The organism is Pseudomonadales bacterium, from assembly GCA_041395945.1.
Classification (GTDB): Bacteria; Pseudomonadota; Gammaproteobacteria; order Pseudomonadales; family Azotimanducaceae; genus SZUA-309.
The window spans coordinates 511,594-531,232 of the sequence record JAWKZN010000001.1 but is presented as its reverse complement, the minus strand read 5'-3'; the positions used below and the strand labels follow the sequence as shown (position 1 = coordinate 531,232).

21 protein-coding genes and 2 tRNA genes are annotated in these 19,639 nt (G+C 60.7%); 10 read left to right on the top strand and 13 right to left on the bottom strand.

Translation table 11 applies throughout. The annotated features are described in order from the left end of the window. Positions 1 to 7 precede the first annotated feature (7 nt). On the bottom strand, positions 8 to 931 hold the full coding sequence (locus R3E82_02530) for a glutathione S-transferase family protein (protein ID MEZ5549744.1): 924 nt from the start codon (positions 929 to 931) through the stop codon (positions 8 to 10). 85 nt (positions 932 to 1,016) lie between these two features. On the opposite strand from R3E82_02530, the gene R3E82_02525 reads away from it, so the two are divergent. Beyond that, positions 1,017 to 1,619, top strand: coding sequence for a TetR/AcrR family transcriptional regulator (locus tag R3E82_02525; protein MEZ5549743.1), 603 nt, complete (start codon positions 1,017 to 1,019; stop codon positions 1,617 to 1,619). Positions 1,620 to 1,749: 130 nt separating this feature from the next. Here the strand turns inward: R3E82_02525 and R3E82_02520 are convergent. The 4 genes from R3E82_02520 to R3E82_02505 form a co-directional block, all read right to left on the bottom strand. Further along, positions 1,750 to 1,825 (bottom strand) — tRNA-Gly (locus tag R3E82_02520). 77 nt (positions 1,826 to 1,902) lie between these two features. Beyond that, a complete protein-coding gene (locus R3E82_02515; GenBank protein ID MEZ5549742.1) occupies positions 1,903 to 3,576 on the bottom strand; it encodes a hydantoinase B/oxoprolinase family protein in 1,674 nt (557 codons plus the stop codon). Further along, positions 3,569 to 5,653, bottom strand: a complete 2,085-nt coding sequence (locus tag R3E82_02510) for a hydantoinase/oxoprolinase family protein (GenBank protein MEZ5549741.1) — start codon at positions 5,651 to 5,653, stop codon at positions 3,569 to 3,571. The genes R3E82_02515 and R3E82_02510 overlap by 8 nt, the downstream gene beginning before the upstream one ends. After that, a complete protein-coding gene (locus tag R3E82_02505) occupies positions 5,646 to 6,890 on the bottom strand; it encodes an MFS transporter (protein MEZ5549740.1) in 1,245 nt (414 codons plus the stop codon). The genes R3E82_02510 and R3E82_02505 overlap by 8 nt, the downstream gene beginning before the upstream one ends. A 61-nt stretch (positions 6,891 to 6,951) precedes the next feature. On the opposite strand from R3E82_02505, the gene R3E82_02500 reads away from it, so the two are divergent. After that, on the top strand, positions 6,952 to 7,377 hold the full coding sequence (locus R3E82_02500) for a hypothetical protein (protein ID MEZ5549739.1): 426 nt from the start codon (positions 6,952 to 6,954) through the stop codon (positions 7,375 to 7,377). 31 nt (positions 7,378 to 7,408) lie between these two features. After that, positions 7,409 to 8,449, top strand: coding sequence for a DUF3187 family protein (locus R3E82_02495; protein MEZ5549738.1), 1,041 nt, complete (start codon positions 7,409 to 7,411; stop codon positions 8,447 to 8,449). A gap of 19 nt (positions 8,450 to 8,468) precedes the next feature. On the opposite strand, the gene R3E82_02490 is transcribed toward R3E82_02495, so the two are convergent. After that, positions 8,469 to 9,035 carry a hypothetical protein gene (locus tag R3E82_02490; GenBank protein ID MEZ5549737.1) on the bottom strand — a complete coding sequence of 189 codons (567 nt, stop codon included), beginning with the start codon at positions 9,033 to 9,035 and terminating at the stop codon, positions 8,469 to 8,471. Positions 9,036 to 9,296: 261 nt separating this feature from the next. On the opposite strand from R3E82_02490, the gene R3E82_02485 reads away from it, so the two are divergent. From R3E82_02485 to R3E82_02475, 3 genes are all read left to right on the top strand, one after another. Further along, the gene (locus R3E82_02485) at positions 9,297 to 10,997 is read left to right on the top strand and encodes an aryl-sulfate sulfotransferase (GenBank protein MEZ5549736.1); all 1,701 of its coding nucleotides are present in this window, start codon (positions 9,297 to 9,299) and stop codon (positions 10,995 to 10,997) included. A gap of 71 nt (positions 10,998 to 11,068) precedes the next feature. Continuing rightward, positions 11,069 to 11,404: an alpha/beta hydrolase-fold protein gene (locus R3E82_02480; GenBank protein ID MEZ5549735.1), complete on the top strand. Its 336-nt coding sequence runs from the start codon at positions 11,069 to 11,071 to the stop codon at positions 11,402 to 11,404. Between the two features lie 212 nt (positions 11,405 to 11,616). Further along, a complete protein-coding gene (locus R3E82_02475) occupies positions 11,617 to 12,864 on the top strand; it encodes a DUF222 domain-containing protein (GenBank protein MEZ5549734.1) in 1,248 nt (415 codons plus the stop codon). Between the two features lie 274 nt (positions 12,865 to 13,138). On the opposite strand, the gene R3E82_02470 is transcribed toward R3E82_02475, so the two are convergent. Continuing rightward, positions 13,139 to 13,214 (bottom strand) — tRNA-Glu (locus R3E82_02470). Positions 13,215 to 13,352: 138 nt separating this feature from the next. Next, positions 13,353 to 14,222 carry an ATP-binding protein gene (locus tag R3E82_02465; GenBank protein ID MEZ5549733.1) on the bottom strand — a complete coding sequence of 290 codons (870 nt, stop codon included), beginning with the start codon at positions 14,220 to 14,222 and terminating at the stop codon, positions 13,353 to 13,355. A 233-nt stretch (positions 14,223 to 14,455) separates the two neighbouring features. Between R3E82_02465 and R3E82_02460 the strand changes: the two genes are divergently transcribed. Continuing rightward, complete coding sequence (locus R3E82_02460) at positions 14,456 to 14,677, top strand: hypothetical protein (GenBank protein MEZ5549732.1); 222 nt, start codon at positions 14,456 to 14,458, stop codon at positions 14,675 to 14,677. A gap of 75 nt (positions 14,678 to 14,752) precedes the next feature. Here the strand turns inward: R3E82_02460 and R3E82_02455 are convergent, their stop codons facing one another. The 3 genes from R3E82_02455 to R3E82_02445 are packed head-to-tail and all read right to left on the bottom strand — an operon-like array spanning position 14,753 to position 15,760. Further along, positions 14,753 to 15,139 carry a hypothetical protein gene (locus R3E82_02455; protein ID MEZ5549731.1) on the bottom strand — a complete coding sequence of 129 codons (387 nt, stop codon included), beginning with the start codon at positions 15,137 to 15,139 and terminating at the stop codon, positions 14,753 to 14,755. A gap of 22 nt (positions 15,140 to 15,161) precedes the next feature. Then, a complete protein-coding gene (locus R3E82_02450; protein ID MEZ5549730.1) occupies positions 15,162 to 15,446 on the bottom strand; it encodes a DUF503 domain-containing protein in 285 nt (94 codons plus the stop codon). Beyond that, complete coding sequence (locus R3E82_02445; protein MEZ5549729.1) at positions 15,443 to 15,760, bottom strand: GNAT family N-acetyltransferase; 318 nt, start codon at positions 15,758 to 15,760, stop codon at positions 15,443 to 15,445. Before R3E82_02445 ends, R3E82_02450 begins: the two co-directional genes overlap by 4 nt. A gap of 29 nt (positions 15,761 to 15,789) precedes the next feature. Between R3E82_02445 and R3E82_02440 the strand changes: the two genes are divergently transcribed. Further along, entirely contained in the window at positions 15,790 to 16,698 is a 909-nt protein-coding gene (locus tag R3E82_02440; GenBank protein ID MEZ5549728.1) for an LLM class F420-dependent oxidoreductase, read from the top strand. A gap of 48 nt (positions 16,699 to 16,746) precedes the next feature. Continuing rightward, a complete protein-coding gene (locus tag R3E82_02435; GenBank protein ID MEZ5549727.1) occupies positions 16,747 to 17,544 on the top strand; it encodes a hypothetical protein in 798 nt (265 codons plus the stop codon). A gap of 30 nt (positions 17,545 to 17,574) precedes the next feature. Here R3E82_02435 and R3E82_02430 read toward each other — a convergent pair whose 3' ends face one another. Then, entirely contained in the window at positions 17,575 to 17,859 is a 285-nt protein-coding gene (locus R3E82_02430; GenBank protein MEZ5549726.1) for a hypothetical protein, read from the bottom strand. Positions 17,860 to 18,025: 166 nt separating this feature from the next. Between R3E82_02430 and R3E82_02425 the strand changes: the two genes are divergently transcribed. Continuing rightward, a complete protein-coding gene (locus tag R3E82_02425) occupies positions 18,026 to 18,841 on the top strand; it encodes an enoyl-CoA hydratase/isomerase family protein (protein MEZ5549725.1) in 816 nt (271 codons plus the stop codon). 40 nt (positions 18,842 to 18,881) lie between these two features. Here the strand turns inward: R3E82_02425 and R3E82_02420 are convergent, their stop codons facing one another. Next, complete coding sequence (locus R3E82_02420; protein ID MEZ5549724.1) at positions 18,882 to 19,604, bottom strand: hypothetical protein; 723 nt, start codon at positions 19,602 to 19,604, stop codon at positions 18,882 to 18,884. Positions 19,605 to 19,639: the final 35 nt, after the last annotated feature.

The following is a 19,639-nucleotide window of genomic DNA, read 5'->3' as shown; positions in this document are numbered from 1 at the left end:
TTGGGCTTCACGCCGCCAGAACCTTATCCAGGGCCTGACTCAGGCCGACACCAAAAGTGTTTTCAATGCCGGCTTTCGCCCGGAAGAGCCGATTATTCATCCTGTTTTTGCCCATCACTTCGTGCTGAAAAGCGGGCCTTGCGGACACCCGCCCGTACCATCCGTAAAGTTCGGGGTGGCGGGTTGCGAAGGGATAACCCGTTTCAATCAGCCGGAGCACCTTCATCGACCAGAAAACGTCCGCAATGGTGAGATCATCACCCATCAGATACGAGCGTCCATCGCTCATCTGCGCGTCAAGCGACTGGAACGCACCGTGGAGATTCAGCAGATGCGTTTCGAACACGTTTTCGGGAATGGTGCGCTGACTGAAAGCGTCATAGAAGGACACCAGGTTTTCTCCATCCGCGCCCTGGTTCGCAAGGCCTCTGAGGCTTTCGCGTTCCTTGCCATTCAGCATTGCCAGCCGTCCCAATCCCCAGTGAAAAGTTACGTAGCGCAGAGACAGATGCAGTACTTTCGCCTTGTCCACCAGCACCATCGTTGCCACTCGCACATCCTCCTGCCCGGGGATGAGCAGCGGCGCACCAAACTTCTGATCCAGATACTCGATGATGTCCATGGACTCGAGGTACAGACGACCATCATCCACCAGGGCGGGCACCACCATGTCCGGATGGATCCGGGCGTAAGCGGCTGTCATATGGTCTTTCTTCACCAGGGAGACCACTCTGCTCACCCAGCGACCTTCCTCGCCTGCCATAGACTCGGGACTTGTGTCGTCGAATCTGACTTCCCTGCCACGGCCGAGCCCTTTTTCTCCCAGGGCGAAACGCACGCGTTGCGCACAGGGCGCACCGTCGTAGTGAAACAGGTGCAGTCCCTGCAGTTGCGGGACGATGGGGCTTCGTGGTGCTTCTATCAGCGGCATGTCGGTGACCCTTGCTGCGGTTTTGTGTACTATCTCGCACATTAATACCCTGATCAAGATTTAATATGCGACACGGTACATATATATGAGTCCGCAGCGAGGTCGCCCCAGGCAATACGACACCGAGACCGCACTGCAGGCCGCCGGCAATCTGTTCTGGGCCCGCGGCTTCAGCGGCACATCGCTGGATGATCTGTCCGCGGCCATGGGCATGAACAGACCGAGCATTTACCGGGCGTTCGGAGACAAGGAAGCCCTCTACCGCTCCGCACTGCAGCAGTACACCGGGCAGCTGGAAGCAGGGTTCAGCCAGACGATTTCGTTCGAGAAAGATTTCCGCAGTGGACTCAAAAAGTTTTTTCGGGTCGCGCTGGACGTCTACTCCGCCGGTGAAAATGAACTGGGCTGCATGATGATCTGCACAGCGCCCGCCGCCGCCAAGGTCCATCCGGAGGTGAAGGCTGACTTGCTGAACCTTATCGAGCAGCTGGATGCACGCCTGCTCAATCGGGTGGAGCTGGCAGTCCAGCAGGGGCAGCTCGCCGAACCCATCGATCCCGGATCGCTGAGCAGACTCATTCAAGCCGTGCTGCACAGTCTGGCGATCAGAGTGCGCGCCGGCGAGTCTAAGGCTGCACTGCGACGGTTTGCGGATGCCTCTGTGCTGACACTGCTGGGGAAGGACTGAGAACCGGGGTACTGTAACCTAAGTCTTTGAAAATGGAGCGGGAAACGAGACTCGACCGGCCGTCGCACGGGCGCGACCCCTCGGGGTCCACAGCCTTGCCGAATGGGAACTATCGAAAAATGAAGTGAATTGGAGCGGGAAACGAGACTCGAACTCGCGACCCCGACCTTGGCAAGGTCGTGCTCTACCAACTGAGCTATTCCCGCTCGGGGGCGCTATTGTGCCCAAACCGTCCTGAATTACAACACCTTAGCCGGCGGGCGGGCGCTCTGTGCCCCAGTGCTCAGTCTGGCTCCAGCCCGTAGATTTCCCGGGCGGCGGCCGGAGAAATCAGGCCAGCCTGCAGATCTTCGACGACGCTCGCCCGCTGCCGCTGCAGCGCCTCCCCGATACCGCCACCGCCGGGAGTTTCCAGCACCAGAACCGCACCGGCGGGCACCTGATCTCTGCCCTTCCCCGCCAGTTCGACATCGGCACCACCATCCGCGGTGCGAACACGCACCGCGCCCGCCGCACCGGGTTGCCCACCCGATCGACCCAGTGGCGCATGCAGGATCCTTTCGAACATCCGGGAGATGACGAATGGCGCTCCTTCCCGATGTGCGATTTCCACGATCTGACCGAGGCCGCCACGGAGTGCACCGGCACCGCCCGAATCGGGCCGGTACTCCTTGCGCCAGATCACCAGCGGTGTGGTGGCTTCGTTGACCTCGGTGGAGGTGGTCCGCACGCCGGAGGGAAACGCTGTGGTAGAGAGTCCGTCCTTACCCGGCCGTGCACCCGTGCCACCGTTGAAAATAGGATTGGTCACGAAGTTTCCGCTCACCGAATTGCCGGCAGCAGCCGTGGCACTGCCCAGCAGTACCGGGTTCCAGATACAGGACGCCCCTTCCGCCGGAATCTGCTCCGGCAGGACCTGGGCGAGACAGCCCAGCACCACATCGGGCAGCATCTGCCCCACCGCGTGTCGCGCCGACACAGCGCTGGGTGGTTGTGCGTTGAGAATGCACCCTTCGGGTGCGGTGACCCTGACCGCCGCAAGCGAGCCGGCATTGTTGGGAATCTCACCCCCGACAATGCAGCGCACACCAAAGGATGCGTAGGCCTGGGTGTACGGCAGTGGGACATTGATACCCAGTGGCGATATCGGCGAACTCCCGGTGAAGTCCACATCGATCAGATCCGCGCCGATGGTCAGCGTCGCAACCAGATCGATTGGTTCGTGATAGCCGTCAATGCGCATCCGGTTGCGATACATACCCCGCGGCAGGCGGCCGATCTCTGTCTGCATCGCGCGCCGGGAAGTATCCAGAATGAATTCTCCAACCGCCTCAAGATCCTTGAGTTCGAGATCCTCCATCATCTCCAGCAGATCGCGACAGCCGTGGTCGTTGCAGGCTGTGAGCGAGTAGAGGTCGCCCTCCGCGGTTGCCGGATCCCGCACATTGGCCTTGATGAGTCGCATCAGCGTCTCATCCCGCGCACCCGCTCTGAAGAGATAACCGATGGGAATGCGCAATCCTTCCTCAAACAGATCATTGGCATCGGGGCCGAAACCCCGGCCGCCCACATCCGCGATATGGCTCGTGCTGGCAAACAGGCCGACACAGTGTGACCTGAGAAAAACAGGGGTCACCACGGTGAAGTCATTCAGATGCCCGGTACCATCCCAGGGATCGTTGGTGAGCAGCACATCACCGGGTTTGAGCACCGACAGCGGAAAACGCCGCAGAAACTTTCCCACCGAAGCCGCCATCGCGTTCACATGCCCCGGCGTGCCGGTCACCGCCTGGGCCAGCATTTCGCCACGCGGATTGAACACACCCGCAGAAAGGTCACCAGCTTCCCGGACCACGGTGGAAAACGCGGTGCGCATCAACGCCTGGGCCTGGGCTTCGACGATGGCCAGCAGTCGATCCCAGGCAAGTTGCCGGCGCAGCACATCCAGATCAGCCATCAGTGTTCACTCCGGCACAGGTTTCGACCACCAGGTGTCCCTGCTCCGAAACCGTCGCCTGATAGCCCGTGGCAACATAGGTTGTCGTCTGGGACTCGATCACCAGCGCGGGTCCCTGCAGGCAATCGCCCGCACCCAGCCTCTCCCGCTGATAACAGCCGGCCTCGACCACTGCAGTGAGTGCACCATCGTAGAGTCTGTGTGTGGCAAATGGTTCCGGTACCTGCATAACCGACACCCGATCTCGTGTGTCCTCAACCGGATTGGGCCGGCCGACACTCAGCGTCCAGCTCAGCACCTCCACATCGAGACCTTCGATCACGCGCCCATACAGCCGCGTATAGGCCCGCTCAAACTGCCTGCGCAATGCATCAGCCTCAAGTGCCGCGCGGCTGCGATCGGGCAGTTGAATGGCAATCTCATAACCCTGACCCACATAACGCATGTAGACGCTGACCCGCACCCACAACTCGACACCGCCGGCAACCGCCGCGACCACGGCGAGTGCTTCCTGGTGCATCTCATCGAGCAGCGTTGCTGCTGTTTCGGCAGCGAAATCAGACAGCAGGCTGTAATGGCTTCTCACCACCTCGAAACTCACCGGGGCCAGCAGAAATCCAACAGCCGAACCGACCCCCGCATCTTTCGGCACGATGACCCGATCGAGCTTCAGCTTACCGGCGAGTGCGCAGGCGTGCAGAGGCGCGGCACCACCGAAGGCGATCAACACCCGACCCTCGCTGCCCTTGCCCCACTCACCCAGATGCGCCCGCGCGGCCGCCACCATGTTTTCGTCCACCACTTCACACAGGGCGTGTGCTGCGAGATCCAGTGCAAGCCTGAGTGGCTGCGCAACTTTCTGATCCAGGGCTCTGGCTGCCGCTTCAGTATCGAGCAGCATCCGGCCACCGGAAAAATCCTTCGAGCGGATCCGCCCGAGGAGCAGATCAGCGTCGGTCACGGTTGGCAGGCATCCACCTTTTCCATAACAGGCCGGGCCAGGATCCGAGGCGGCACTTTCCGGCCCCACCCGGAGGCGACCCAGATTATCGACACCGGCAATGGATCCACCTCCGGCGCCGATCTCCACCATCTCGATCACCGGGATACGAACCGGCAGACCACTGCCTTTTCTGAAACGGTAACTGCGATCCACTTCGAAGGCGCGGCTGGTGAGCGGTTCACCGGCATCGATGACACAGAGTTTGGCTGTGGTACCGCCCATATCGAAAGAAAGCGCTTTCTCGCAGCCACCTGCGCGCGCAATCCGGCCGGCGAGAATCGCACCCCCTGCGGGACCGGATTCGACGAGACGTATGGGAAACGCCTTCGCCGTCTGCAGTGTGGTCAGGCCGCCGCCCGAGGTCATGAGCAACACGGGTGCGCGGATACCACGGTTGTTCAGTCTGGACTCCAGACTCTCCAGATAGCGGGACATGAGTGGTTTGACGTAGGCGTTCGCACAGGTGGTAGAAAGCCGTTCATACTCCCGGATCTCCGGACACACTGCCGAGGAAAGGCTGAGAGACACGCCGGGCATTCCGCGCTCCAGGATTTCGGCCACCCGCTCTTCGTGCACGGGATTGCGGTAGGCGTGCAGAAATCCGATCGCAACGCTCTCGATACCGGCATTTTCGAGAACCGGCAGAAGGCGCTCCACCGAAGCTTCGTCCAGATCGATCAGGACCTGACCCCGGGCGTCCAGCCGTTCGATCACCGGCAGGCGCAGATGCCGGGGTACCAGCGGTACTGGCCGATCGATGTTGAGATCGTATTGTTCGAAACGATTCTCCAGCGCCATCTCCAGCACATCCCGATGTCCCCGGGTTGTGAGCAGCGCCGTAACCGCACCGCTTCTCTCGATCAGCGCATTGGTCGCCAGAGTGGTGCCGTGCAGGACCAGATCTATCGCATCTTCGTTGATGCCGCTCGAAGCCAGCACTTCGCCGATGCCTTCCAGTACGGCCAGCGCCGGATCTTCGTAACTGGTGAGCACCTTGACTGAGCTGCGATCGGTCCCGGCCTGCAGTACCACATCGGTAAAAGTGCCGCCAATGTCGACAGACAGTTCAGCCATCCCGCGCACCTGCAGAGGCGATCGATCCTTCTGCTGTTGCAGCGGGTTGCACGTGGCCTTCCAGCGCCCACAGCGCAGAACCGAATGCGACGATCAGCATCACGCTCAGCATCCCACAGGAGGCCACCAGCAACGCCATCTGTGGACCGAGCAGCTCCACCAGATACCCACAGACCAGCGCGCCGACCGGACCTGCGCCCATGAAAGACAGGGCGTAGAAACTCATGACTCGAGAACGCTGATTTTCCGGAGCCTGCACCTGCATGATGGTCCGCGACATGGTCATGGCCACGCCACCGCAGACACCCCAGATGAACAGCACGAAAATGAACAGCAGATAATTGCCGGTGTATCCCGCCCCGGCGAGCACCGCGGCACCGACACCCTGGGCCAGCAGCAGCGCTCTGCCCTGACGATGGATATCGCCGATGCGAAGCAGCAGCAGAATCGTGACCACCAGCCCGAGGGAGTTGGCGACATTCATGAAAGCGAGATCCCGCGCACTGCCGGCGAAGACGTCCCGCAACAGGATAGGCATGGTGACGATGTACGAGCCCATGAAGAAAACGGCCATGGCCACATTCTGCACCATCACCATGCGCATCGACGAAGATGAGAAGACAGTGCGGGCCCCTTCTTTGAGGGAATGCATGAGCCGGGTCGAACGACCCGGATCCCGGGGCGCATCCTTAATCCACCAGTAAGCAATAATGCCACTACAGAGAATTACTGCCTGGGCAGCGAGAATGCTGACAGCGCCCAGTCTGTCTGCGAGTGAGGCGATCAGGAAACCGATCATCTGCATCCCGAACTGTACGAAACTCGCCAGCATCACAGTGCGCTGCACCCGGCCTTCCGCAACCTGATTGAGCAGACCATCCCGCGCCGGTGTCACAAAGGCCTGGGCGCAGCCCATGATGAGCGCATAAGTCAGCATCATTCTGGTGGAGAGGGCATCCGTGGCAACCACAAAGGTGAGGAACCCTACCGCGCAGACCGCAACGCACTGGCCGATGATGGCGACCCGACGACCACCGAATCGGTCTGCGTAACTGCCGCCGAGGAGGATGAGCACCGTGCCTGGCAGCAGCAGCGTCATCTGGGCGATACCCACCATCTCAGGGGTCTCGTGCAGGACCATGGCCACCAGCCAGGCAAACATGACCCCCTGAATAGCAAACCCGGAAAACCAGCTGGCGGTACCGATCAGGTAGTAGTGAATGGGACGGAAGGTCACCTGAAGGTGTGCTCCGGGCAGAGTCGTGTGAAGGGCCGAGAGTATACGTTAAGATCCCCGCATGAACCGATCGATGCTACTCGCGGCCCTGCTGATTGCTGCACTGCCGGCCTCCTCCGCAGAGCGCCTCTTTCTGGAGGTTTCGCCACAGAATCGGGACGATCTCGACAACCTGTTCACCACGCTCGAACAGTCACTGGACCAGTCCCTGCCTGCCGACGATCCGGTGGTCGTGATCCTCCATGGTGATGAAGCCTTTTCCTTCACCCGCGATCACTATCTGAACAATCGAACCCTCATCGATCGTGCTGCGCGCCTGGACGCATACCGGATGATTGAGGTACGCATGTGTGAGACCTGGATGAAGAACAACGCCATCGGACCCGACGACATTCCAGCATTCATCGAGCCGGTTCGTTTTGCACCGGAAGAGATCGAAATGCTGGAGGCTGAGGGTTATCTCCCTTACGACTCGGTCAATATCTGATCAGCACGTTCGCCAACACCGGATCGAGCTCATGAAAAGAGCACTGAGCGCTCTGCTACTCCTGACTGCCACCCTGGGCGGGACCACCCGGGCAGCGTCGGATATCGTCGCTGACCTGTCTGCGCGCTCGTCGTCATCTGCGAAAGAGCCGATATTCCATACCGGCACCTACAATCCCTTCACCCGGATTTTCGGTCGGCCGGAGTTTTTCGCCGGTTCTATCCAGCCGGCAGGCACCTGGGATATCCGCGGTGTGGTGACCCTGACCAGCCACACCGAGCCCGCCGGCAACGGCTTTGAACAGCTCGAGCTGGACGGCGAAACAACCCGGCTGGCTCTGACCTTCACCCGCGGCCTCGGCGACGACTGGGAAATCGGCGCCACTATTCCGCTCCTGCACGCCAGCGGCGGGTTCCTCGATGCAACGGTAGAAGACTGGCACGACATCATCGGCGCCTCCAACGCCCAGCGGAATGTCCGTGCCAGAAACCAGCTCAACTTCATCTATCAGCGGGGGGGCGATGTACGGATTCGGATCGAAGACAGCAGTACGGGTGTTGGTGACATTGCGCTCTTCGCCCGCTATCAGCTGCTGGCTGCAGACGATGACAGTCGAAAGCTGACCCTGCATGGAGGCCTTAAGCTGCCCACGGGAAGTTATCAGCATCTGCGCGGCAGCGGTGCCGCGGACTATTCGCTGGGGATCGGGTACACGGACACTGCCTCGCTGAAGCGGGCGAACCTCACCGTCTCGGCCCATGCCGGTGTACTTCTGCTGGGTGATGGCAAGGTGTTGAGCGAGCTGCAGAAGCGCACCGTACCCATCGGTGGCATTCAGATCGGGCTGGCCCTGGGTAATCGCGTCGATCTGCTGGCCCAGTTACAGGCCGCGGGCAGCTACTACGACAGCAGCCTCGCCACGCTGGGCGACAACACAGTGCAGCTCAGCGTGGGGGCCAATGTGCGCTTTCCCGGCAGCGGCTGGAATCTGACCCTGGGCATCGTAGAGGATGCATTCTCGGACATTATGCCCGACTTCGCCCTCTACTCGGCCCTCTCCAGGTCTTTCTGAGCCGCCAGCCGACTGAAGGTCAGCGGGGCAGTTCCCAGCGCACGCCGATTTTCCAGGTGGTCGCGTCATCACCGATTTCGACTCCACCGGCAATCGCCAGGGACTCGACCACGAAGAAGCGGGCGTCGATCAGCAAGGAGGTGTCATCACTGCCATTTCCGAGGTCCGTATACGCGATGCGGCCATCGAGCTGAAACTGGTCGGTCAGCTGACTGCGAAGACCGCCGGTGAGTTCGTAACCGTCGTCGTCAGACCCGCCATCCACGCTGACATCCACATAGGCCGCGGTGGCCACGAAATCGAGCATGTTGCTCAGCTCCAGGTTGATGCCACCTCCCAGCCGGATCACGTCGATGTCGACACCGAAGTCGAAATCCTGGGTGGTGTAGGAGCCGAACAGATGGGCTTTGTCCACTACAGCAAAGGACCCGCCGATGGAAACCCCATCACCGTCCACGTCGAAAGGCCCGACATCGACTTCGGAGTTCACATAGGCACCTTCGAGATAGGTGTAGTTCATTGCCGCGCTGGCAGTCCCGGCAAGGAACAGGGTACTGCAGAGGACCGATCCGAGAATTCGATTCATATCTTAGCTCCGGTGAAATGCGGCGCTATCTTAATCACACCCGGTACAGGAATCGAGAACTGGCTCCCAATCGCAGTATCTGGATCTGTTGACCCACTGCAAGCAGCATTTCCCGGGTCCGGGTATCGCAACCGGCACCGGGAAGTGTGGCTCCCGGGATCAGACGCCAGCGCGACGCCGGGGGATTCTCACCAGCAGACAGAAATCTGCGCAGACTGCCATAATCACCACGTCCACATTCCGGCACCTGGATAGCTGAAGATGCGACTCGCCACCACCATCGGCTTCGTTGCCGCCCTTGCCAGTTTTCACGGGCACGCCGCTGTCCAGTTCGTGCAACCACCCACGCTCACTCCGAATGAGAATGCCAGCGCACCACTGGTCGCCCGCCTGCATGTCGAAGTTCAACCGGCAGCCACTTTGACTGTGGTCATCGAAGGATCCGCTGGACGCCTGCGTCCAGTTACCCTCAATCAGGCGACGCTGTTCGACGTACCGCTGCTCGGATTCGTCGCCGGCGAGTCTCACCAGGTCCACGTTACAGCAGTGGCAGGTGATGACAGCGTCTCCACTACTTTCGACTATCTCGCCCCGTCCCTCCCGCATGCACCGGAGGATTTTCCACAGATCGTCGCGCCCATTGTCAATCAGGAAAGAATGGAACCCGGCTTTCGATTGTTCAATCCTCGCCGGCAGTTACCCAGGCAGACTGCCATGGGCGACAAGGCTGAGCGCGAGTTCGGACAATCCTTCGGCCTGCTCGTGATGGTCAACGCGCACGGCAGACCCATCTGGTACTACCGCACCGACTCCCGTATCAGCGACTTCAATATTCTGGAAGATGGCGATCAGGGCCCAGGCATCCTGTATCTGACCCAAGATCATCGAATCGTTCACATCGACTGGCTGGGTAACGAGATTTCCTCATGGTATGCGTCGCCCACAGCCCAGGATGGTCATTCCGGCGTTCACGTCGAAGCACTGGGCTTTCATCACGATGTGAATCGGATCGACGAAACGACAATTGCAGCCCTGACTCCCGTGCGTCGTGAATTCGATTCCTATGACGTCGAATCGCTTTCCGGACTGCCTGGTGGGCCAGTTGGGGTGATGGGTGATGAGGTGGTGGTTTTTGACCGCGCCGGATCGGTGCAGTGGCGCTGGAATGCGTTCGACCATCTGGATCCGTTGCGTATCGGTTATGAAACCGATCTGGCGTACTGGGGACGTCGCGGCTTTGCGAACACGATCGACTGGTCGCACGCGAACGCCATCGTCCTCGATCCCAGGGATCGATCGCTATTGATCAATTTCCGCTACCAGAGCGCATTGATCAAGGTGGACAGGGCCGAGGGGAAGATTGTCTGGATATTCGGCGAGCCGAGCGGCTGGCCCCATCACCTCACAGACAGACTCATCGCCCTGCAGGACAGTGACCGCTGGTTCTGGCATCAGCATTCACCGGTACTGACGCAGCGCGGCACACTGCTGATGTTTGACAACGGCAACTACCAGGCAAGGCCGCCGGATCCACCGACGCCCATCGCCCAGACATGGAGTCGTGCGGTGGAGTACCAGATCGACGAGATCCATCGAACTGCCCGCCAGGTGTGGTCATCGGAAATTCCGGGTGATGAGAAAGTCGTCGCCGTCGCCATGGGCAGTGTGAGCGAACTGCCGGTCACTGGAAACATTCTGGTCGGTGACGGTGCACTGCTGGACTCCCGGGGCTTGGATGAAGTGACCTGGGACACCCGCTTTCGCCTTCGCCAGTGGACGCGGGCTCGGGAATACACTCACACAACCCCGCCGGAGGTCCTCTGGGAAATCAGACTGACCGCACGGGAAGCTGCCACGACCGGATGGACGATATTCGGAGTCCGGGCTGTGTCGGAGCATATTTTCAACGACGTCGCCAATAGGAGTGCCAGCCCGGGCACCGGCGAAAACCGCTTCCAGTGATGGTGCCGACGCGACGCTTACCATTGAATGGCTTCCGACAGGAACGTCCTGCTGCCTGTCGAAGGCAAGCCATGAAGATCTCAATACTGATCGTGGCCCTGCTTGCAGCATCTTTCACAATCGCCGCCGGGCCATCCTTCAACACGCTCAACAGCCAGGCTGCTGGCCGGGATGTCGAATATGCGGTACTGATTCCGGAACCTGCAGGCGAGCAGACTTTCCCGCTGCTGCTGCCCTTCATGGCGCAGGAGGTGATCGGACTCACCTCTCTCACCTATCCGGTCAGCCGGGAGCAGTCTCACACCGTCATCACCGGCATCTCGATAGGTGGTTCAGGCGGTGCGCGCCTGGCGCTGAAGTACCCTCAGGCGTTCGGCGCTGTAGCCATGATGGAAACCGGCATTTGAGAGGGCGACAACCATTTCATCGCCCCACCAGAGACTTGGATAATCGCAAAATGCGCACAAAACAAATCAGGGTGAGTATTGAGTACCCAATAGCTGAATAGTCTGCTGATGGAATGCCCAAACAGTTTTATCAATGTAAACATTGGGTTTTATGATTGTCGGGTGTAGAATACTGTACATACATACAGTATCTGATTCCACCGGAGCCACCCATGTCTCACTACACCCCGCTGCCCAGTGCCGAGTTTCTCGCCAACACCGATCGCCTGTCGCCCATCGTCCGCCTCGGTCCCATCGATGATCTGGAATCCGCCCTCGAGTCGAGCTGGCTCGATGTGTCCCGGGCCACACATCGCTTCCTGAGCCTGCTGCGCGAGTTCGACCTGCGCCGGGGCTGGCAGGCCTATGGCTGCACCGATTGTGCCCAGTGGCTCGACTTCAAACTCAAGCTGTCGCGGACCACCGCTTTAGAGAAATTGAGAGTCGCGAAAGCGCTGTGGTTCGTGCCTCTGATCGATGCCGCGTTCCAATCGGGTGAACTGTCCTACTCCCAGGTCCGGGCGCTCACGCGCGTCGCCGACGAGACGAACGAAGCCGACCTGCTGGCCTATGCCCGGACCTCGACGGCGGAGCAGCTGGAGCAGTGTTGTAAGCGACTGCGCCATGGGGATGAGCGCACGGCTGGTCAGATCGCGCGGCGGGATCATGAGGCGCGGTCGGTGGCGCTGTATCCCCACTCGGGTGAGATCCTGGTGAAACTGCCGGCCGAGGCTTTTGCTCTGGTAGAACAGGCACTGACGCAGATGGTGGAGACGCTGCCGGAAGATCCTGCTCGAGGTACCGCAGCCGCCCGGGCGGATGCGTTTATGGAGCTGATTGCGCGGGCGAGGGTGGCAGATGGCGGTTCAACCCCGGCCGCTGACTCGACGGCCGCCGACTACCAGGTCCTGGTCCATGTGGATGCGCAGGCATTATCCGGCGCCGGCGGCGAATCGGACCTGCCCTTACCCACCATCCGGCGTCTGTGCTGTGAAGGGTCTCTCGTGCCGATCCTCAAGGACGGCCAGAAAGTACTGGATGTGGGCCGCAAACAGCGCACCGTGCCTACCGCCATCCGCCGGGCCCTGGCGGCGCGGGACCGAAGCTGCCGGTTTCCCGGCTGCCATCACAGCCGCTGGCTGGACGCCCACCACATCCGGCACTGGTGCGACGGCGGAGAAACCACCCTCGATAATCTGATCCTGCTCTGCAGCCATCACCACAGGCAGATGCATGAAGGCGGGTTCAGGCTGCGGGCGACCGCCGAGGGCTACTACTTCGCGCGGCCGGACTGTCGGCCGATTGAGGGCAGCGGGGCGGCGGAAGAGGAATGTGCGTCTTCAGCGGAAGATGCGTCTTCAGAAGAAGATGGAACGGAATCTTCAGCGGAAGACGCGCCGGCAACCACAATCCGCCACTAGAACCAGAGCGTGTATTTCACATTTCCCACTCGCTGTTTAATTGGGTCACATCCAGAAAGCATCCAGTAGGCTGGCGGCAGTCCCCATTCCGTCAGCTCTTGTAATCAGCTCACCGGAACTGCTCCGGGCGACGGCGAATCGGAAGCTCTGCTTGTCTGGACCTGATCTGGATCTGACCAGCCCATCCATCCACCGCACCGGTATAGCCCCAAACATGGCCCGGGCGGTTGATTCTAGAAAATACCCATGTAATTCAGTTAATTACAACAGGAAGTGGCGTCCCCTAGGGGAGTCGAACCCCTGTTGCCAGGATGAAAACCTGGAGTCCTAGGCCTCTAGACGAAGGGGACCTGAAACGAGGCCGCGAATTCTATGAATCCACCCCTACGACGTCAAGCAAACCCGGTCCGATTCGAGATACTTCAGGCCGAGCCCGTGCGACCATCTGTCGCCATCAGGCTCGGTCCGTCCGGGAAATCCGGATCAACCTACCGTTCGAGAATCCGGCCGCCTACCCAATCCCGGGCGAAGTACTGGGCTGTGCGACCGTTCCTCACCCCCCGCGCAAGCGCCCACCGCAGAGCGACGGCTCTCGCCTCCTCATCCCAGCGCAGATCGATCGCGTGTTTTTCGGCAAGCCGACCGACCCAGTATTCCGCTACCTGCAGATAGGCGTCCTGTTTGAAAGGATAAAACGACAACCACAGCCCGAATCGATCCGAAAGTGAGATCTTCTCCTCCACCGCCTCGCCCTGGTGGAGTTCGCCGCCCACAAAACTGGCCTGTTCGTTGTCCGTCATATACTCGGGGAGCAGGTGACGGCGATTGGAGGTCGCGTAGATCAGCACATTGTCCGAAGAGCGGAACACGGATCCTTCGAGCGCGCTCTTCAGCGACTTGTAGGACGCATCCTCCGCTTCGAAGGAGAGATCGTCGCAAAAGAGGATGAACCGGTAGGGCTGGCCACTCAGGACCTGCACGATATCTGCAAGCCCGCCGAGAGACTCCTTACTCACCTCCACCAGCCGCAGTCCTCTGGAATGGCAGGCGTTCAGCAGACCATGTATCAGGGAGGACTTGCCGGTGCCCCGAGCTCCCCACAGCAGTGCATTGTTTGCCGGGGCGCCTTCGAGAAACTGCCGGGTATTACGCATCAGGGCCGCTTTCTGATCATCAATGCAGAGCAGATCGTCGAGCGAGATATCGTCGAGATCGTTGTGTGCGATGAACCGGCCACCCCACCTGTCCGAGCGCCAGACGGCGGCTGGGGAGGTCGACCAGTCGATGTCGGCAGCCCCGGGCACCAGCCTCAATAGTCGACGCACAAGTTCCTGCACGTCGACTCGCAGCGATGTCATGCGAGCCTCTTGAATAGTCCAGCTGGAAAGCCGCGCATTGTACCCCACAGATGGCCCGGCGCAGCGGATTGATGGTAAAATCCGATCGCTTTTTCCCGGCTGGCGCGGATGGTCATCGATCATCAATCTTCAGTCATTAAGAGCAGTCAACGGGGCATGGAGTCACCGGATGAGTCAGAGAGCCGGGGCGATGAACTGAAGCGATGAACTCAAGATAGTGAGTCACAGGGTCTATGGCTGAGAAAGAGAGAGAGAAAGCGCACGGCAGAGCGGCAGAGGCAGATAAAAAGAAAGAAAAACAGCCTTCGCAGTCGGGCCATGCCGGCTCGGAGCGTCGCAGTGGCCCCGCCGACAGACGCAGCAGTCAGCCGGATCGGCGTAACCCGGAACGCACCGCCGAAGACTTCGCCCCCCGTCGGCATCCGGATGTGAAAGACCGCCGCACGACAACCTGAGTTTCTATCGAGTCTTCCCCCCGCGGCCTCGCATCCCCGCGGCTTCACACGCTCACGGAAAGCGTCCAGAAACAGTCAATGGTGCTGCCCCCCACGAAGCGGTACCACGTTGGACTTCACCCTCAGGTAAATCCTTCTTTCAAGACCCGCACCATCGATGCCGATCTTGCCATCGTCGAAGAAGCGCAGATCGTATGCCACCGACTCACCACCCTCCCGGGTCAGAAAAAGTGTGTGGCCTTCGAGATGCCAGTCACCCGATTCGTCCCGCCCCGCCTCACGCAGATTAAACCTGCCTGCATCCGTTGCACCTTTGAACTCGAGCCTGCTCGACACCGTCTCGCATTCCCAGGCACCTGGCAGCTGCAGGCGTTCGAGCCAGCGCACCCGGTTACGCCGGGCACCGCGAATCCAGACAAAGGCCATGACAGCAACAGCACAGACGACAAACAGAGAGGCCATCTTCAGAAATATCCCTGAACATTCACCGCAGTATCTCCCGTTCCACACCGACCAGTTGCGCATCCACAGAGAGTTCCAGCCCCGTCAGTATCTCAGTCAACATCTTTTCCACCACAACACCAGTGCCTGCTGCTGCAACAAAACTCCATTGCGCCCGCTGCAGGGAATCCTGATGTCCGCTCTCACAGACAGCGACGTTTACCGCCTTGCCGAAGCGTTCGCGCAGGCCGCCCAGACGCTGTCGTTTCTCCTTCAGCGAACGACATCCATTGAGATGAAAGTTCACCGTCATGATTCCGACGTTCACTGTGAGAAATCCTCGCGTACGAGTTCGTAAAACACCGTGTCCAGCCCATGGTATTCACGTCGCTCGCGGAAAGACAAGCCGAGTCGCTGGCGTACCCTCACAGAGCCGCAATGGAGGGTGTCGGTCGCAGCAACAATTCGCTGCAGGGCACAATCTTCGAATCCATAGCACAGCACCCTGCGGGTGGCTTCGCTCACATATCCCCTGCCCCAGTGTTCCCGAAGGATGCCGTAGAGCAGTTCCGGCTGATCAGAGCCGGGGAAGCGACGAAATCCGCAGAAGCCAGCGAGCGCCTGGAGTTTGCCATAGCAGATCGCTTAAGCGAACATGCCTCACTTTTACGGTGGAGAGTTCCATGCGATTCAGTTTCTGGCCGAACCCAAGTCAGAGTTACACGGATGTGCTGGAACTCGCGCAGCATGTGGAAAAAACCGGCTGGGACGGGCTCTGGTACGCCGACCACTTCATGCCCAATGCGGAGGACACCAGCGCCCCCTGGCCTGAAGCCTGGGTGACTCTGGCCGCACTGGGCGCCAGTGTGCCACGACTGCGCCTGGGTACCCTCGTGACCGGCAATACCTACCGTCACCCCGCCGTGCTCGCGAAAATGGCCGCCACCCTCGACCACATTACCGGCGGACGCGTGGTGCTCGGTCTCGGCAGCGGCTGGCAGGAAAACGAACACACCCAGTACGGACTGCCTTTCTACACCGTTGCCGAACGACTCGCCCGACTCGACGAAGCCTGTCAGGTGATCCGTTCCCTGTTCACCGAGTCGAAATCGAACTTCGACGGCCGCTTCTATCAGCTCACCAATGCCTCCCTCGAACCCAAACCCGTGCAGAAGCCGATGCCGCTGCTGATTGGCGGTGGTGGGGAAAAGGTCACATTGAAGATCACCGCAAAACATGCCGACGAGTGGAACGTTTGGGGCACGGTGGACACCCTCAGGCAGAAAATGGCCATACTCGATGCACATTGTGCCGCGATCGGCCGCAATCCAAAGGAAATCAAACGTACTGCGGTGGCATTACTGTTCATGAGCGAAGACACGGGTTATGTCGAGCAGATGCGCAAAGCGAAACTCCAGCAGGCGAGCATCATCGGCACTCCGGCCGAGGTGAAGGACATCGTGCAGGCTTACGCGGCGGCGGGTGTGGACGAGCTGATCGTGCCGGACTTCACTCTGGGCCCGAGGGAGCAGAAGATCGCAACGCTCGACCGGTTCATTACCGATGTGGCGGGACGTTGAATGCCGCTCAACAGCATGGCTTCTCCAATTGATTGAGTGACCGGGCAAATGACCGATAAATCAGCTTCCGAGCCGGTACCGGCAGCCACCATCCTCATGCTCCGGAACAGTCCCCGGGGCCTGGAGGTCTTCATGGTGGTGCGCCACCACCAGATCGATTTCGCGTCCGGTGCCCTGGTATTCCCGGGCGGCAAAGCGGATCCGGCGGATTTCGACCCGGATCTCATCCCCTATCTGGACGGCGCGGCAGATACCGAGGCCATGCGCGCCATCCAGGTTGCGTCGATCCGGGAGTCATTCGAAGAGTGCGGCGTGCTGCTGGCCCGGGAGACTGGCAACAGTGCCCTGATCAGCGGTGGGCGTCTGGCGGAACTCGAAGCCTATCGGGATCAGCTGCACAAAGGCGCGCTCAGCATCCGGGAATTTGTCGAACGGGAAAAGCTGCGCCTCGCCTGCGACCTGCTGACCCACTATGCCCACTGGGTCACGCCTGACATGATGCCGAAGCGCTTTGACACCCACTTTTTCCTGGCCGCGGCGCCGGCCGATCATCTGGCCGTGCACGATGGTCATGAGTCGGTGGATTCGGTGTGGATTACACCAGCCCAGGCGCTCGCGGAGGCTGCAGCCGGAACCCGCACGGTGATCTTTCCGACCCTGCGTAATATCGAAAAACTCGCTCGCAGCACCTCCGTCGCGGAAGCCCTGGCCTCAGCCGCAAGGCAGGCGCCGGTACGCGTACTGCCCTGGACCGAGCGACGTGACGACGGCACCTACCTTTGTATTCCGGCGGAAGCCGGTTACGACATCTCTGAGGAGAAGATGCCGGAGCGACGCGCCACCTGATCTGTCCACCCGGCTGACCGGACGACCAGCTCAGATCAGCGGCTGGGTGTCGCCAAGTTCGTGCAGCAGTTCTCCCAGCATGAGCAGCATGCCTTCATAGTATCCGCGGGTTTCGCGCCGGCGGATTGGATCGCTGAACGGATCCCGCGGATCCGTGCAATGCAGACGGCGCAGGTTTTTCAGAATCTGATCCCGGGCCTGGCGGGCGTGGTAGATCTCGAGAATGTCGATCAGGCCCTGCTGCTGATGCAGTTGCCTGTAATGCGGCTCTTCATGATCGGGCCGTCTGTGATCAGGCTGTCTGTGGTCCGGCATACCGAGGTTCCAACTTCCTTTGCTTAAATCTAGTCGCCGCATCCAGGGTTCGCCAGTCGAATACCCTTTTCTGACCTGAAGTGTGCAGCGGCACTCACCAGCCTTGCTTTCGGCACAGCGAGTTCGTAGCGTGTCACCCACGAATACAGCTACAGGAAGCAATGTCATGGCAGAACCAGCCACCCCGCCCCAGGCCGAAGACGGCATGCTCTACGAGGTCGCCGACCATGTGGCCACCATTACCTTCAACCGCCCCGAGCAGCGCAACACCATCAGCGGGCCCATGCTGGCTGAATTTTCACGCAATCTGCTCAAGGCAGAGGCGGACCGGGAGGTGCGCGCTATCGTGATCACCGGCACCGGCAAATTCTTCTGTGCCGGGCTCGATCTGCAGGCAGGCACGAAAAGCCTGGGAGGTGGGGGCCAGTCCTCAGGCGGCGGCAATCTGGACCTGCGTAATACGCCACCCACCGTCTTGCACAATCTCGACACCCCGACCATCTGTGCCCTGAACGGCTCGGCGGCCGGCTACGGCATGGACCTGGCCCTGGGCTGCGACATCCGGCTCATGGCTCAGGACGCCAAACTGGCCGCCGCTTTCACCGCCCGCGGCATCGTGCCGGAGTCCGGCGGCACCTGGATCCTGCCGCGACTGCTGGGCTGGTCCAAGGCAGCGGAGATCATCTTCACCGGACGCACCCTGCTGGCGGACGAATGCGAATCACTCGGGCTCGTTTCCCGGGTAGTGCCCACCGCCGATATCCACACCGTGGCCAACCAGCTGGCCCGGGAGATCGCCGGCAACGCGCCGCTGGCGGTGCAGGCGTCGAAGCGCATGATGCGCATGGGCATGAACGAGACCTTCAACGACCACGTGCACCACGTGTATCTGCAGCTGCTGCCCCTGTTCGCCTCGGAAGACTTCAAGGAAGGTATGAAGTCCTTTATGGAGAAGCGTAAGGCGGAATTCCAGGGGCGGTGATTCGGAGGCCTGGCCGCCGGCGCGATCCCATCGTGCCGGCTCAATCCGCGATGGCTCTGCCCCTGGCGTCCGTGTCCAGGGGCTTCAACTCGAAAGGGCTGGCCCGGGAGTCCTGACACTTGACCATCCACCAGCGGGGCTCCGAACCCAGTTCGGGGGTGTCCTGCAGGGAAAAACAGCGGCCGTCGACCTTTACCACCTCACCCAGAGCGCCTGTGTGCCCGTAGTCCTCAGCGGACAGGCCATAGACTGCGCGCTCCCGGGCGGACAGCAGACCCATACGCGCGCGCACCCGTGTCCGCTCGGTCACGGCCTCCCACAAGGCAGGGTTGAATTCGAAGCCGGCATTCGGCCCAGCGGAGTCCTCCGGATCGATCAGGGAGTCCCAGATGGGGGGTGGATTGAGGTTGAGCACCACGCCGGCCGGCGGGTCGGTCAGCGGCGTTGCCTCGGCGGGTAGAGGTGCGGCATCCACCAGGGTTTGCGGATCCGGTGCAGCGGTTTCCATCGGTTGCACAGGTTCCGGTTCCAGCGGTTCAGGTATCGGTGGTTCTTCCGTTACGGGAGTTACGGGGGCCGGCACCGGTGGCTCCACCGGCGCGGGTTCCGGTTCCGGTAGCGGCGCATCCGGTCGAGTCGCCACCATCTCGAATTCGATGGTGCGCCTGACTTCGCTCTCGATGGCTGGCGTCCGCCAGAACCAGAGCAGCATCAGGTGCAGGAGCAGGGAGAGAGCCAGGGCTGCGGGAAGTCGCCAGGTCATGCGGCATGGTACCGGGAGCCTGGGAAAGCCGTCCG